Genomic DNA, 14650 nt, shown 5'->3' with positions numbered 1-14650 from the left:
CTTTCCTGAATTGTTTTATAAATTGACTTGTTCGTCTGTTATAAACATTCATGTATAGCCAAGTGGGGTGTTTTTTAGATAAAAACATAGAGAAACCATTCAGTTTATGAACAAATGTCCATTTTTTTGGTTTTTTTTCATTTTCTAAGAATACAATAACGGAGTAATCATTTTTCTTTTTTAACATGACAGACCCTCCTTTCTAAATTTTGGGTTAATCAATGTTAGAGCATCTTCTATATCTTGTTTTTTGTATAGTACTCTGCTACCTATGCGATAGGCTTTAATTATTCCCTCTAAAGTCCAGTCGTGAAGTGTTGGAAGTGAGATGCAAAGTTTTTTTGCTGTGTTTGCTCTCGAGAACAAATCAATATCTCCAATTTTTGGAGGAAATAATTTGTTCTCTACTGCTCTTTTGATTGCTTTATTAAATGCGTTGTCAAAAGCTTTTTCGAAATCTGAGAATTCGAAAGTATTCAATTCAATTTTTGCCATTATTTTACTTTATTTTAGTTTAACAATGGTGCAAATATGAATCAAGAACTAGCGTATGGTAAGTGGTGTGGTAACCACAACCTTTTTTTTACATCTTTTTAATGTCGTTATTTATTTGGTTTGAAACGTCAATAAAATCTTGCTGTTCAAATAATTGCGATAGTTTTTCAAGGTTGGATTTTGTTCTAACATTATTTTTTCCTGCAGATAGGTAGGAGATGTATTTTCGAGTGTTTTCTTCGCTTAGGTCTAAAATTTGAGAAAGTATTTTTGCTGATTTTGTATTATCGTATTTGCTTAAATCTAATCCTAAATAATGAAGTGCTAACATTTTTTGTTTGTGTGAAAGTGTGGGTTTCTTTTTGTCGCTAGTAACATTTTTATCAATACTTTGAGTTAGCCATAAAGTATATTTTGCAAATTCCACAGCCTGTATATGTGCTTTGTTGCGTTTAGTGTTGACTTCATCAAAAAGAACTTGCGACATCTCTTTATGTTTAGTGCCTACTTCAAAATCGTTTTCTACTTCTTTATATAAATAATGTTCATAAGTAGTAATGAATGTTGCCCATTCATATTTTACTCCGTTGTAAATTTCATTTAAAATGTTAATTTTGGAACTGTATCTATTTACATTTAAGCCCAATCCCATACCTGTATTGAAAGGTGTATGTGCTTGTTGTGAAGTGTCTTTGTATGTTATTAAAAAATCAATTTGTTTTATTTCATCTTGTATAAAAAGTCTATGATTTGCGATTGTGCTTGAACGAGAATTAAAGTCTTTTTTTAATTGGTTGAATGTTATAGTCATTAGTTGAAAAATGGGTGTGTTAGTAATTTGTCTGCGTTTTCTTTTTGTGTAACTCTAATGTATTGCAAAAAAGAGCGTTCTGTTTTATGTCCTGTTATTTTCATTATGGAGATACTTGGTACTTCTGCTAAATATAGGTTTGTTGCAAAGCTTCTTCTAGCCGTATGAGTTGAAACAAGTTTGAATTTTGGTAGTACATTTTTTTCTACTTTACCTCCTTTTGTAATAGTGGTTTCTATTAATTCTTTTATTCCAGCTAAACTAACAACCTCCTTTAGGTATTCATTCATGGTTTGGTTAGTGTAAGCTTTAGGCAAGGTGTTTTTATATTTTTCAAGAATTTTTCTAACAGTTTTATGTAATGGTATTGAAACTCTTTGTCCTGTTTTTTTTGTTCTAACTTGAATAACAGTATTGTTTGAAACTATATTTTCGGGATTTATTTCTGTAAAATCAGAAAATCGTAATCCTGTATAGCATCCTATTAAAAATAAATCTCTTACTTTTTCTAACCTTGGGTTTGCTTTAAGATTTAATTTTTCAATCTTTTCTAGTTCTTCAATATTTAAATAAATGGTATCAGCTTCTTCTCTTAGGGTTTTAAAGCGTTTGTTTCTAAATTCTAGGTTCTTATTAATCCCTCTTTCAGTAGCTTCATTTAAAAATGATTTAATGGTCTTTATGTGTTTTCCAACTGTGTTAGAGGATAGGTTATTCTCAAGTTTTAAATAACCTAAATATTGGTTGTAAAATTCGAGTGATATTGTTTCAAAGTCAATAGGCTTATATTTTTTAGCGTATGTTTTTAAATATTTGAAAGTAGTATTATAAACTTTTATAGTTCCTGTCGATTTGTTTAGTTTGCTTTCTTCAATGTAATTGGTAATAAATTCGAAAAAAGTGATTTTTTTAGGTTTAACTAAATTATCAGATAATTCGTTTTCTAATTCTTCTTTTAATAAATTATTAGATGGCTGAATTCCATCATTTAGAAGTTTTCTAAAGGTGTTATTTATTCCGTTTTCAATTTTGTCTAATCTTGAATTAAATTCAGGGTACTCTTTAAATTGCTTAGTTGCTTTTACTCTTTGTGAAGTTGCATTCCAAAATTTAGGATTAATTTTTTCTCCTGTAGAATATTTAAATCTTTTATATTGGTAGTTGTAAACTAAGTAGATTAAAGTTTCTTCCTTTGCGCTTGGTTCTTTAAGTATGAATTTTGCTTTAGCCATGACACAAATATAGTTCAAAAAGGATATGTAGGGGACGAATGAGGGGACGAATTTTTTTAATTCCCTTTAATTTAGCCTTATTTGGTTTAATAGCTAAACCTAGTTAAATCAATGATTAAGGTGCTTAAATAGAGTAAAATAGAGTAAAATTTAGTAAGTATATATGTGGACCATGTGGGACCACCATCAAAACCGATTCATTAATTTGAATCGGTTTTTTTGTTTTCAAACATTTCGTAAATTTTTTCTACAAAAAAAATATTTTGAACATCATAATCGTGTACCTATAAATAGTTGATTAAGAGGTGTTTAGTTTGTTAATTTTAACATGGACTTTAGTCTCTATTTAAATTTTACATTAATAAAAAAGTCAAACTTTTAATTTAGATTTATATTTAAAAAGAAGACGACCATAAATGAGTGAATTAAACAAGCACAGTAGTAGATTAACACAAGACGAATCTCAACCGGCATTACAAGCTATGTTATACGCATTAGGCTTGACAGATTAAGATATGCAGAAAGCACAAGTAAGTATTGCAAGTACAGGTTACGATGATAATCCTTATAATATGCATTTCAATGGATTAACTGGAGAAGTTAAAATAGAATGTAAAATTGCAGGCTTAGTCGGTTTAGGATTTAATACTATTGGTGTTTCGGATGGGATTTCTATGGGACCTTCAGGTATGTATTACCCACTCGCGCGACATATAACATGTACTCTGGCGAGCTTTCGCAAAGCGTGTCTAATTTTGTTTTATATTTGTAATGCTATATAAAAAGCATAAAACTTTTACCAACTATGAAGGATAAAAAAACAATAAAAATAAAGCAATTATGATAAAAAAGTTAGGATTATTAGTATTAAGTGTTGTGATATTAATTAGTTGTAGTAGTGATGATAGTAGTGATAGTAATGCTACAGAGGTATCAATTGCAACTTCAGATTATCTTTATTATATAACAGGTAAGATAAATGGAGAGCAGTTTGTTTATGGACAGGAAGCTGAGGCTACGGTTTTAGATTATTCACAAGCAGGTTATGGTAATTCTATAACTACAGATTGTGCTTATTATCCAGATACAGGAGGATTAAATTATGCAATGGGAGTTTATCCAAATTTAAATAACGAATCACAGCCAAATATGTATTTTGATTTTATCCGTTTTTATTTGTGTGGAGGAGATGGAGCAGGTGCAACATTTAATGATTCTTTTCCCATAGGTGTTTACCCAACAGCGATTAGTAGTAGTGTAGTTACCGGAACAACAGGAGCTGTTAGTTTACATTATCAACCAAATTCTACAGAAAGCATGGAGCTATATAACTCACTTACTGAAAATCAAAATGGTAATAGTTTTGAGATAACATCGTCAACAGATGCAAATCAATACCTTGGGACACAAGTATTAACAAGAAGTCAATTGTTAGAAGGAACATTTTCATTCACCTTATATAATACCTTGGATGCTTCAGACACAGTAGAAGTAACAGAAGGTCATTTTAAGTTGTATATGACTTTTGATTAACAAGAATATTTAAGATAGGAAAACTGCAACTCGCGCGACATATAACACTTACTCTGACGAGCTTTTGCAAAGCTTATCTAATTGTATTTAGCATTTACAAAGCGTTTGATCAAAAAGAATAAACAATGGGTACGCTTTGCAAAAGCGCACCAGTTAATAATAAAAAAAGGTTTAGTAACATTGTAGTATGCCAATAAAACTGTTAACGCGTTGTTATTCATATTTTTAATTCGTATCAACCTTTGTGGCACCACCATCAAAACCGATTCATTAATTTGAATCGGTTTTTTTGTTTTATATATGTTAAAGGATTTCTTCGATCCATTTTTAATGTTTTGTTTTACATACCAAACAATTACTCTAATTGATTACAGATCAGGTAATCTTATTAATATTCAATTAGATTTAAACACTAGTTAGTATATGTATCTTAAAAGTATCAAGTCCGTTTTTATTTTATTTTTAGTGCTTCTATCTTCTTTTTTTTGTAGCTCTCAGAATATTAAAAAGCTACTAAAAAAAGGTAGTATTGAGGATAAAGTGTTTAAATCAACATTTAAATATGAGCCTTACGGTAATGCTATTTTTGTTAAGGTGTTAATTAAAGATAAGGAGTACCGTTTATTATTTGATACTGGAGCAGTTACTGCAATTTCACCTAGAATGGTGGAAGAATTAAACTTAGAGATTATAGGTCAAGAGGAGGTTTATGATTTAGGAAATACCTCTAAAATTTTAAATTTTGTTAAAATAGATACTATAAATTTTAATGGAATTAATTTTTTTGATACTGGAGCAGCTGTGCTTGATATTGAAGCGGTAAAAGATTTTAAGTGCACAGGAATAGATGGTTTTTTGGGTGCTAATTTTATGCGAAATGCTGTTTGGGAAATAGATATGGTAAAGCACGAGATTACATTTGCAAATACTATTGACGCGATTAGTATTCCAGAGGCTGCGCCTTACACTAAAATCTTTATTGGTTACGACGCGACACCTGCAATCACAGCTTATTTAGGTAAGGAAAAATTATATAGTACTATGATAGACTATGGTTATGATGGTGGTATTTCTCTTTTTTCGTACGATTTTAAAAAACTAAGAGAAGAAAACGCTGCTATTAAATATGTTAAATCTAATGGCGGGAGTACTGTCGCGGGAGTATACGGAGATATAAAAACGTCAACTTCTTATAGAGCAATTGTTGATAATTTTAAAACAGGCGACTTTGAGGTACCAAGTACCCTGATGTCTTTTGGGCAATTTGGATCAAGGACTATCGGTGCCGGATTTTTAAAAAATTACAGAGTGGTTTTAAGTTGGAAAGATCGTAAAGCATGGTTTATTGAAAATAAGGTAGCAGATGACCAAGTTATATTTAGTGGTCATGGTTACGGAATTAGACTTGAAAATGAATCCATTTTTATCAGTTCAATTTCGGAAAATTCAGAAGCGGAAGAAAAAGGTCTTAAGATTAATGATAAAATTTTAAGTGTAAACGATTTAGATTTTACAAATGTGACGGATCAAAAATGGTGTGAGATTCTAAGTACTAATCGTCCTGACAAGGTTAAACTTGTCATCCAAAGGGATACAAAGCAATTAACTGTAGCGCTCGAAAAAAAGGTTTTATTAAGCAATTAATTCACTTTTTTTATTGTCCTCAAGATTTATAAATACTTTTTTATAAAAATTGAATAAAATTAAACATCTTGGGTGTCATAATAAATTATATTTAAAATACTGATTATCAACTATTTAAGTTATTATTTTGTAGCCTGAATTTAGTCTGTGTTTTAAAAATAGACTAGGTGTGAAATGTCAAACCTCTACTTTAGATTATTATTTAAATAGAAGTAGACCATAAATGGAATTAAACAAATACAGTAAAACAGTCACTCAAGATCCAACGCAGCCAGCTGCTCAAGCTATGTTACACGCTATTGGATTAACTAAAGAAGATTTTTTTAAGCCAATCATTGGTATTGCAAGCACAGGTTACGAAGGTAATCCTTGTAATATGCATTTAAATGATTTAGCAAAATTGACAAAAGAAGGGACAAAAAATGAAGATATTATTGGTCTTATTTTTAATACTATCGGTGTTAGTGACGGTATTTCTATGGGGACACCAGGCATGCGCTACTCATTACCATCTCGTGATATTATTGCAGATTCTATGGAAACTGTAGTCCAAGCCATGAGTTATGATGGTTTAATTACGGTAGTAGGTTGTGATAAGAATATGCCAGGTGCATTAATTGCAATGATTAGATTAAATCGTCCTAGTATTTTAGTGTACGGTGGTACAATAGATTCTGGTTGTCATAACGGACAAAAACTAGATGTCGTCTCTGCTTTTGAAGCTTGGGGAAGTAAAGTTGCCGGAACCATGGAAGAGACAGAATACCAAAGCATTGTTGAAAAAGCGTGTCCTGGAGCAGGAGCTTGTGGTGGGATGTACACCGCAAACACAATGGCTTCGGCTATTGAAGCTTTAGGGATGACCTTGCCTTTTAACTCGTCTAACCCAGCATTAAGCGATGCTAAAAAAGTAGAATCTGTAAAAGCAGGAGAAGCGATGCGTGTGTTGTTAGAAAAAGACATCAAGCCATCAGATATTATTACTCGTAAATCATTAGAAAATGCAATTCGTTTAGTAACCATTTTAGGAGGTTCTACAAATGCAGTGCTTCACTTTTTAGCAATTGCAAGAGCAGCAGATATTGATTTCACTTTAAAAGATTTTCAAAAAATAAGCGATACTACACCATTTTTAGCAGATTTAAAACCTAGCGGAAAATACTTAATGGAAGATGTACACGCTGTTGGAGGAATTCCTGCAGTATTAAAATACCTTTTAAAGAAAGGTTTAATTCATGGGGATTGTTTAACCGTTACAGGAAAAACAATTGCAGAAAATTTATTAGATGTTGCTGACTTAAAAGAAGGTCAAGACGTTATAAAACCAATCGAGAAACCTATTAAAATCTCTGGGCATTTAAGAATGCTTTATGGAAATCTAGCAACCGAAGGAAGTGTTGCTAAAATTACAGGAAAAGAAGGGTTGAGTTTTATCGGAAAAGCAAAAGTATTTGAAGGCGAATATGCTGCAAATGATGGTATAAGAGATGGATTAGTAGAAAAAGGAGATGTGGTCGTCATAAGATATGAAGGTCCAAAAGGAGGTCCAGGAATGCCAGAAATGTTAAAACCAACTGCTGCAATTATGGGAGCAGGTTTGGGTAAAGATGTCGCGCTAATTACAGATGGACGTTTTTCTGGAGGGACACATGGTTTTGTTGTTGGACATATTACGCCTGAAGCACAAGAAGGTGGAACTATTGCTTTTGTAAAAGATGGCGATATGATTACTATCGATGCAGAAACGAACAGTATTGTTTTGGAAGTTTCAGAAGAAGAATTACAAAAAAGAAGGCAATCATGGAAAGCACCAGATTTAAAATTTAAAAGAGGGGTGTTGTATAAATATGCTAAAACCGTATCGTCTGCATCAAAAGGATGTGTGACTGACGAGTTTTAAAATCACTAAATTATAATTATTAAAGTTAATGTTACTCTGAGTAAGCCTGTGCTGAGCGCAGTATAAGTATCGAAGAGTCTCTGTATAGAAAAATATAATAATCCTAACAAGATTAATATGGATACAAAAACAATAAAAAAAGAAACAAACACAACGCAAACTACAGAGCGTATTTCTGGTAGCGAAGCAGTTATCAGATGTTTGTTAGCCGAAGGAGTTGATATCCTTTATGGTTATCCTGGAGGAGCAATCATGCCTGTTTATGACGAGCTTTATAAGTATCAGGACAAAATTCATCATGTATTAACACGTCATGAGCAAGGTGCAACACATTCGGCACAAGGTTATGCGCGTATTTCTGGTAAAGTTGGTGTTGCAATAGCAACGTCGGGACCAGGAGCTACAAACTTAATTACAGGTATCGCAGATGCACAAATAGACAGTACGCCAATGGTCTGCATTACGGGGCAAGTAGCTTCGCATTTATTGGGTAGTGATGCCTTTCAGGAGACCGATATCGTCGGTATTTCTACGCCAGTTACAAAATGGAATTGTCAGGTTACCAAAGCGTCTCAGATTCCAGAAGCAATGGCTAAAGCTTTTTATATTGCAAGAAGTGGGCGTCCAGGACCTGTGTTAATAGACATTACAAAGGATGCTCAGTTTGAAGAGTTCGATTTTAAATACGAAAAATGTAAAGGGGTCAGAAGTTATATTCCTATTCCTAAATTAGAGCAGACTTCGGTTGAAGCTGCTGCAAAATTAATTAATGCAGCAAAAAAACCAATGATTGTTTGGGGTCAAGGTGTTATTTTAGGTGAGGCTGAAGCCGAATTTAAAGCAGTAGTTGAAAAAGCAGGAATCCCTTCTGCTTGGACTATTTTAGGCGCAGGAGCAATTCCAACCGCTCATCCTTTAAACATTGGTATGGTTGGTATGCATGGTAATTATGCGCCAAATGTATTAACTAATGATTGTGATGTATTAATTGCAATCGGAATGCGTTTTGACGATCGTGTCACCGGAAGTTTATCTACGTATGCAAAACAAGCAAAAGTGATTCATTTTGATATTGATCCAGCCGAAATTGATAAAAATGTAAAAACAGATGTGGCTGTTTTAGGTGATTCTAAAGAAAGCTTAGCCGCCTTATTACCGCTTTTAGAAGAAAAAACATATCCAGAATGGCATCAAAAATTCAAGGATTTATATGCTATTGAATATGAAAAGGTCATAAAGCACGATTTACATCCTACAAAGGAAGGGTTGACGATGGCTGAGGTTTTAAAAGAAATTAATATCCAGACCAAAGGTGATGCAGCTATTGTAACAGATGTTGGGCAGCACCAAATGATCGCTTGTCGCTATGCTAACTTCAATAAAACTAGAAGTAACATTACATCTGGTGGTTTAGGGACAATGGGCTTTGGTCTACCTGCTGCAATTGGAGCAAAAATGGCAGCTCCGGATCGTGAGGTCATTTCAATTTCTGGAGATGGTGGTTATCAAATGACCATTCAAGAATTAGGTACCATTTTTCAGCAAAAAACAGGCGTTAAAATAGTGGTTTTAAATAACGAGTTTCTGGGTATGGTTAGGCAATGGCAAGAACTATTTTTTGATAGACGTTATGCATCTACCGAAATGACAAATCCAGACTTTGTTGCTATAGCAAAAGGCTATTCTATTCCAGCAGAGAAAGTAACAAAACGTGAGGAGTTAAAGGATGCAGTAGAGAAGATGATAAATACAGATGGCCCTTATTTTTTAGAGGTTTGTGTAGAAAAAGAAGGTAAAGTGTTCCCGATGATACCAACAGGAGCATCAGTTTCAGAAGTAAGACTAGAATAATATGAGCGCAGAAAAACAATTATATACAGTATCGGTTTATACTGAAAACAATATAGGGTTGTTGAATAGAATTTCAGCAATATTCCAAAGAAGACATATCAATATAGAGAGTTTAAACACCTCTCCTTCAGAAATTGAAAGTGTGTCTAGATTTACGATTGTAATAAATATGACTGAAGATAATGTCAAAAAAATTATTGGTCAGATAGAAAAGCAAGTCGAGGTTATTAAAGCCTATTATCATACAGAAGACGAGATTATTTATCAAGAGTCTTGCATCTTTAAAATGAGATCGACTTTATTGTTCGACGAACGTCAAATTCAGAATATAATCAAAGAAAGCAACGCAAGAATTGTCACAGTAAATCGTGAGTTTTTTGTGATTGAAAAATCAGGACGTAAAGAAGAAATCGAATTATTACATAGAGAATTAACGGTTTTTGGAATCATGCAATTTACACGTTCAGGACGTATTGCAGTCTCTAAAGAAGAAATGAAAATATCAACGATGCTAGAAGCTTTTCAAGCATAAGCAACAAAAAAAAAATAATACAATGTCAAATTACTTTAACACATTATCATTAAGAAATCAATTAGATCAATTAGGTAAATGTAGATTCATGGATGCTTCAGAGTTTGAAGATGGTGTAAATGCATTAAAAGGGAAAAAAATTGTAATTGTTGGTTGCGGCGCACAAGGTTTAAACCAAGGTTTGAACATGCGTGATTCTGGTTTGGATATTTCGTACACATTAAGACAGGTTGCAATTGACGAGCAACGCGAGTCTTTTAAAAATGCAAATTCTAACGGATTTACTGTTGGGACTTATGACGAGTTAATTCCTACTGCAGATTTAGTGTTGAATTTAACACCAGATAAGCAACATACAAACGTAGTAAAAGCGATAATGCCTTTAATGAAAAAAGGCGCGACATTAAGTTATTCTCACGGATTTAATATTGTTGAAGAAGGGACTCAGGTAAGAGAGGATATTACTGTTATTATGGTCGCTCCAAAGTGTCCAGGAACAGAAGTTAGAGAAGAATATAAACGTGGTTTTGGTGTGCCAACATTAATTGCTGTACATCCAGAAAACGATCCAGGAAATAAAGGTTGGGCTCAGGCAAAAGCCTATGCTGCTGCTACTGGAGGGCATCGTGCAGGTGTGTTAGAATCGTCTTTTGTTGCTGAGGTAAAAAGTGATTTAATGGGTGAGCAAACCATTTTATGTGGTTTGTTACAAACAGGCGCGATTTTATCATTCGATAAAATGGTAGCAGAAGGTATTGAACCTGGTTATGCTGGAAAATTAATCCAGTTTGGTTGGGAAACAATTACTGAAGCGTTAAAACATGGTGGAATTACAAACATGATGGACCGTTTGTCTAATCCTGCAAAAATAAAAGCATACCAATTGTCAGAAGAATTAAAAGACATCATGCGTCCGTTATTCGAAAAACATATGGACGATATTATTTCTGGTCATTTCTCAGAAACGATGATGGAAGATTGGGCAAATGATGATGTAAATCTTTTAAAATGGAGAGCTGCAACTGGTGAAACCGCTTTTGAGAAAACAGCATTAACACCAGATCATATTTCTGAGCAAGAGTATTTTGATCACGGTACGTTATTAGTAGCATTTGTAAAGTCTGGTGTAGAGTTAGCTTACGAAACTATGGTAAGTGCAGGGATTATTGAAGATTCTGCGTATTACGAGTCGCTTCACGAGTTACCATTAATAGCGAATACAATTGCTAGAAAAAAATTATTTGAAATGAACCGAGTGATTTCGGATACAGCAGAATATGGGTGTTATTTATTTGATCATGCTTGTAAACCGTTATTAACAGATTTCATGAAAACAGTTAAAACAGATATAATTGGTAAATCATTTTCTGCAACAACAGGGGTTGATAATATCGAATTAATAGCAGTAAACGATGCGATTAGAAATCATCCTATCGAAGCGGTCGGAAAACGATTAAGAGCTGCGATGACAGCAATGAAGATTATAAAATCGGATGTTAAGACGGAAGCATCAGTTTTAGCATAATAGCTAATTAGCTTGTCACACTGAGCGCAGTCGAAGTGTTTCATTTATAACACAAAAATATTGTCATCCTGAATTGAGTTCAGAACCTCATCACACATGGAAGAAACCAAAACAACATACAGACCCACTTTAGAAGCTGTCGAGGCTGCTGCCGAAAAATTAAGAGGAGTTGCAACTGTAACTCCTTTAATTTCAAACATGCGGTATTCAAAGGAATTTGAAGCAAACATCATGTTTAAACGTGAAGACTTACAGCAAGTACGTTCCTATAAAATTAGAGGTGCTTACAATAAAATGTCGTCTTTAACTGAAGCTGAAGCTAAAAAAGGAATTGTATGTGCAAGTGCAGGAAACCATGCACAAGGTGTGGCGTTATCTTGTAAATTGTTAAAAATAAAAGGGACTATTTTTATGCCGTCTCCAACACCAAATCAAAAGGTGGAACAGGTTAAAATGTTTGGAGAAGATTATATAGAGGTGGTTTTAGTAGGCGATACGTTTGATGATGCTTATCATGCAGCAATGGAAGATTGTGAGCGTTTAAACAAAGCATTTATCCATCCATTTAATGATAAAAAAGTTATTGAAGGTCAAGCAACAGTTGGTTTAGAGATTATAGATCAAACGGAGTTTCATCCAATAGATTACGTTTTTGTACCTATTGGTGGTGGAGGTTTGTCTTCAGGTTTATCCTCTGTTTTTAAGTTGTTATCACCACAGACAAAAATTATAGGTGTAGAGCCAAAAGGCGCACCTTCGATGTTAACGTCAATAAGAAATAATAAAAACACCGAGTTAGAAGAGATCGATAGTTTTGTAGATGGTGCTGCGGTTAAGCGTGTTGGAGATTTAAATTTCGCCATTTGTAAAGAAACATTACATCGTGTAGTTACCGTAGATGAAGGTAAGATTTGCCAAACCATTTTAGATTTATACAATAAAGAAGCGATTGTAGCAGAGCCTGCAGGCGTTTTAAGCTTATCTGCTTTAGAGTATTTTAAAGAAGAAATTAAAGGTAAAAATGTAGTCTGTGTTATTAGCGGAAGTAATAATGATATTACGCGTACTGCAGAAATTAAAGAACGTGCGTTATTACATGCTGATTTAAAGCACTATTTTATTGTTAAGTTTCCGCAACGTTCAGGAGCATTAAGAGATTTTGTTGTTGATATTTTAGGTGATACAGATGATATTACTCATTTTGAATATACTAAAAAAGCAAATCGCGAAAATGATGTAGCTGTGGTTGGAATTGAATTAAAATCTCCAAACGACCTTGAACCATTAATTACTAAAATGAAACGTCACAATTTTTATGGAGATTATCTAAATGATAAGCCTGATTTATTTCAGTTTTTAGTATAGTATTTCCTTTTTAAAAATGAATTATTTTTTTGCTAAAACGTTTTAGTAATGAGTTATAAATATTTAAAAGTTTAAATACGTGATAATTATCTAAATCTTTTGTTTATAATTGTTTACGTTATTTTTTTGTATGAAATTAGCTGTATAATATTTTAATAGTCCACAAATGAAAACACCTTTTTCAAATATTCCAGAAGCATTTCAGATTACAATATTAACAAGTCAAACGTCCTATTTGGTTGGAGGAGAATTAATGCCTTGGAGTGGAGAAACGTCACAAGTGTTTTCAACAATTTCTTCTACTAAAGATTACAAACCTACTTTATTGGGAAGTATTCCAACATTAGGTAAAAAGGAAGCATTAGCGGCTTTGGACGCCGCATGTGTCGCGTATAATAAAGGTCAAGGTTTATGGCCAACCATGAAAGTGGTGGATCGTATTGCATGTATGGAGACATTTGTATTGCAAATGAAAACTAAGCGAGAGGAGGTTGTAAAGTTATTAATGTGGGAAATAGGGAAAAGTTTACCAGATTCGGAAAAAGAATTTGATAGAACGGTGGAATACATTTATGACACTATTGAAGATTATAAACAAATGGACCGCGATAGTGCTAAATTTGAAAAAAATGCAGGTGTAAATGCGCATATTCGTCGTGGACCTTTAGGTGTAGTATTGTGTTTAGGGCCTTATAATTATCCTTTAAATGAAACTTTTGCACTATTGATTCCTGCTTTAATTATGGGTAATACAACCATTTTTAAACCAGCAAAACATGGGGTTTTATTAATTTCACCATTACTAGAAGCATTTCAAACTAGTTTTCCAAAAGGAGTCGTTAATATTATTTATGGAAGAGGACGTACTGTGGCTTCTCCAATTATGGAGTCTGGAAAAGTTGATGTATTGGCTTTGATAGGAAATAGTACTTCTGCAAATGCATTACAAAATCAACATCCAAAAAGTAATAGACTGCGTTTGGTTTTAGGTTTAGAAGCTAAAAATCCAGCAATTGTTTTAAAAGATGCCGATTTGGATTTGGCGATAGACGAGTGTATCGCGGGGGCAACCTCTTTTAATGGGCAACGCTGTACAGCGTTAAAAGTATTGTATGTTCATCAAGATATTGTAGAAGAGTTTAATAAGCGCTTTTCAGCGAAAGTGGATGCGCTTAAGTTTGGTAATCCTTGGGAGGATGGAGCTAAATTAACACCATTACCTGAGCCTGGGAAACCAGCCTATATACAAGAGTTAATTGATGACGCGACTGCAAAAGGAGCTAGTATCATTAATGCAAAAGGAGGAGAAACGACAGAAAACTACATTTTTCCAGCGGTTTTATATCCAGTGTCTAAAGATATGCGTGTCTTTCAGGAAGAACAATTTGGACCTGTTATTCCTATTGTTCCTTTTACTGATATTGAAGAACCTTTAGATGATATGGCTGCTTCTAATTACGGGCAGCAAGTCAGTTTATTCGGGCAAGACGTAAAAACGTTGGCGCCTTTAATAGATACGTTAGTAAACTTAGTTTGCCGTGTTAATTTAAACAGTTCTTGTCAACGTGGACCAGACGTATATCCGTTTACAGGGCGTAAAGATTCTGCTGTAGCAACGTTAAGTGTGCATGATGCGTTACGTTCTTTTTCAATACGGACGTTTGTAGCTTCAAAAGACAACGACTATAACAATGCTATTTTAAAAGAATTGTTAGAATCTAGAGCATCAAACTTTGTAAGTACAGATTATATTTTATAATTT

11 protein-coding genes and 1 pseudogene are annotated in these 14650 nt (G+C 33.4%); 9 read left to right on the top strand and 3 right to left on the bottom strand.

Annotated elements, in window-relative coordinates; all coding sequences use genetic code 11:
* Window positions 1-180 precede the first annotated feature (180 nt).
* From H0I26_RS02815 to H0I26_RS02805, 3 genes are all read right to left on the bottom strand, one after another.
* Window positions 181-495, bottom strand: a complete 315-nt coding sequence (locus H0I26_RS02815; RefSeq protein ID WP_218700921.1) for a helix-turn-helix domain-containing protein — start codon at window positions 493-495, stop codon at window positions 181-183.
* An 88-nt stretch (window positions 496-583) separates the two neighbouring features.
* On the bottom strand, window positions 584-1306 hold the full coding sequence (locus H0I26_RS02810) for a hypothetical protein (protein WP_218700920.1): 723 nt from the start codon (window positions 1304-1306) through the stop codon (window positions 584-586).
* Window positions 1306-2538 carry a site-specific integrase gene (locus H0I26_RS02805; RefSeq protein ID WP_218700919.1) on the bottom strand — a complete coding sequence of 411 codons (1233 nt, stop codon included), beginning with the start codon at window positions 2536-2538 and terminating at the stop codon, window positions 1306-1308. The genes H0I26_RS02810 and H0I26_RS02805 overlap by 1 nt, the downstream gene beginning before the upstream one ends.
* A 416-nt stretch (window positions 2539-2954) precedes the next feature.
* Here H0I26_RS02805 and H0I26_RS02800 point away from each other — a divergent pair.
* The 9 genes and pseudogenes from H0I26_RS02800 to H0I26_RS02760 form a co-directional block, all read left to right on the top strand.
* Window positions 2955-3242: pseudogene (locus H0I26_RS02800) on the top strand (dihydroxy-acid dehydratase); the annotation flags it as partial.
* Between the two features lie 136 nt (window positions 3243-3378).
* Window positions 3379-4071, top strand: coding sequence for a hypothetical protein (locus H0I26_RS02795; protein WP_218700918.1), 693 nt, complete (start codon window positions 3379-3381; stop codon window positions 4069-4071).
* A gap of 423 nt (window positions 4072-4494) precedes the next feature.
* A complete protein-coding gene (locus H0I26_RS02790) occupies window positions 4495-5715 on the top strand; it encodes an aspartyl protease family protein (protein WP_218700917.1) in 1221 nt (406 codons plus the stop codon).
* A gap of 223 nt (window positions 5716-5938) precedes the next feature.
* Window positions 5939-7615 (top strand): dihydroxy-acid dehydratase, encoded by a 1677-nt coding sequence (ilvD, locus tag H0I26_RS02785; protein ID WP_218700916.1) that lies wholly within the window; start codon window positions 5939-5941, stop codon window positions 7613-7615.
* A 117-nt stretch (window positions 7616-7732) separates the two neighbouring features.
* Window positions 7733-9466 carry a biosynthetic-type acetolactate synthase large subunit gene (gene ilvB / locus H0I26_RS02780; protein WP_218700915.1) on the top strand — a complete coding sequence of 578 codons (1734 nt, stop codon included), beginning with the start codon at window positions 7733-7735 and terminating at the stop codon, window positions 9464-9466.
* A gap of 1 nt (window position 9467) precedes the next feature.
* The gene (gene ilvN, locus H0I26_RS02775; RefSeq protein ID WP_101015734.1) at window positions 9468-9998 is read left to right on the top strand and encodes an acetolactate synthase small subunit; all 531 of its coding nucleotides are present in this window, start codon (window positions 9468-9470) and stop codon (window positions 9996-9998) included.
* Window positions 9999-10020: 22 nt separating this feature from the next.
* Window positions 10021-11523, top strand: coding sequence for a ketol-acid reductoisomerase (gene ilvC, locus H0I26_RS02770; protein ID WP_218700914.1), 1503 nt, complete (start codon window positions 10021-10023; stop codon window positions 11521-11523).
* 96 nt (window positions 11524-11619) lie between these two features.
* Complete coding sequence (gene ilvA, locus H0I26_RS02765; protein WP_218700913.1) at window positions 11620-12888, top strand: threonine ammonia-lyase IlvA; 1269 nt, start codon at window positions 11620-11622, stop codon at window positions 12886-12888.
* A gap of 166 nt (window positions 12889-13054) precedes the next feature.
* On the top strand, window positions 13055-14647 hold the full coding sequence (locus H0I26_RS02760; protein WP_218700912.1) for an NADP-dependent glyceraldehyde-3-phosphate dehydrogenase: 1593 nt from the start codon (window positions 13055-13057) through the stop codon (window positions 14645-14647).
* Window positions 14648-14650: the final 3 nt, after the last annotated feature.

Origin of the sequence: Olleya sp. HaHaR_3_96 (assembly GCF_019278545.1) — a bacterium.
Classification (GTDB): Bacteria; Bacteroidota; Bacteroidia; order Flavobacteriales; family Flavobacteriaceae; genus Olleya.
The sequence above is the reverse complement of the archived record's forward strand: the minus strand, read 5'-3'. Positions and strand labels throughout refer to the sequence as shown.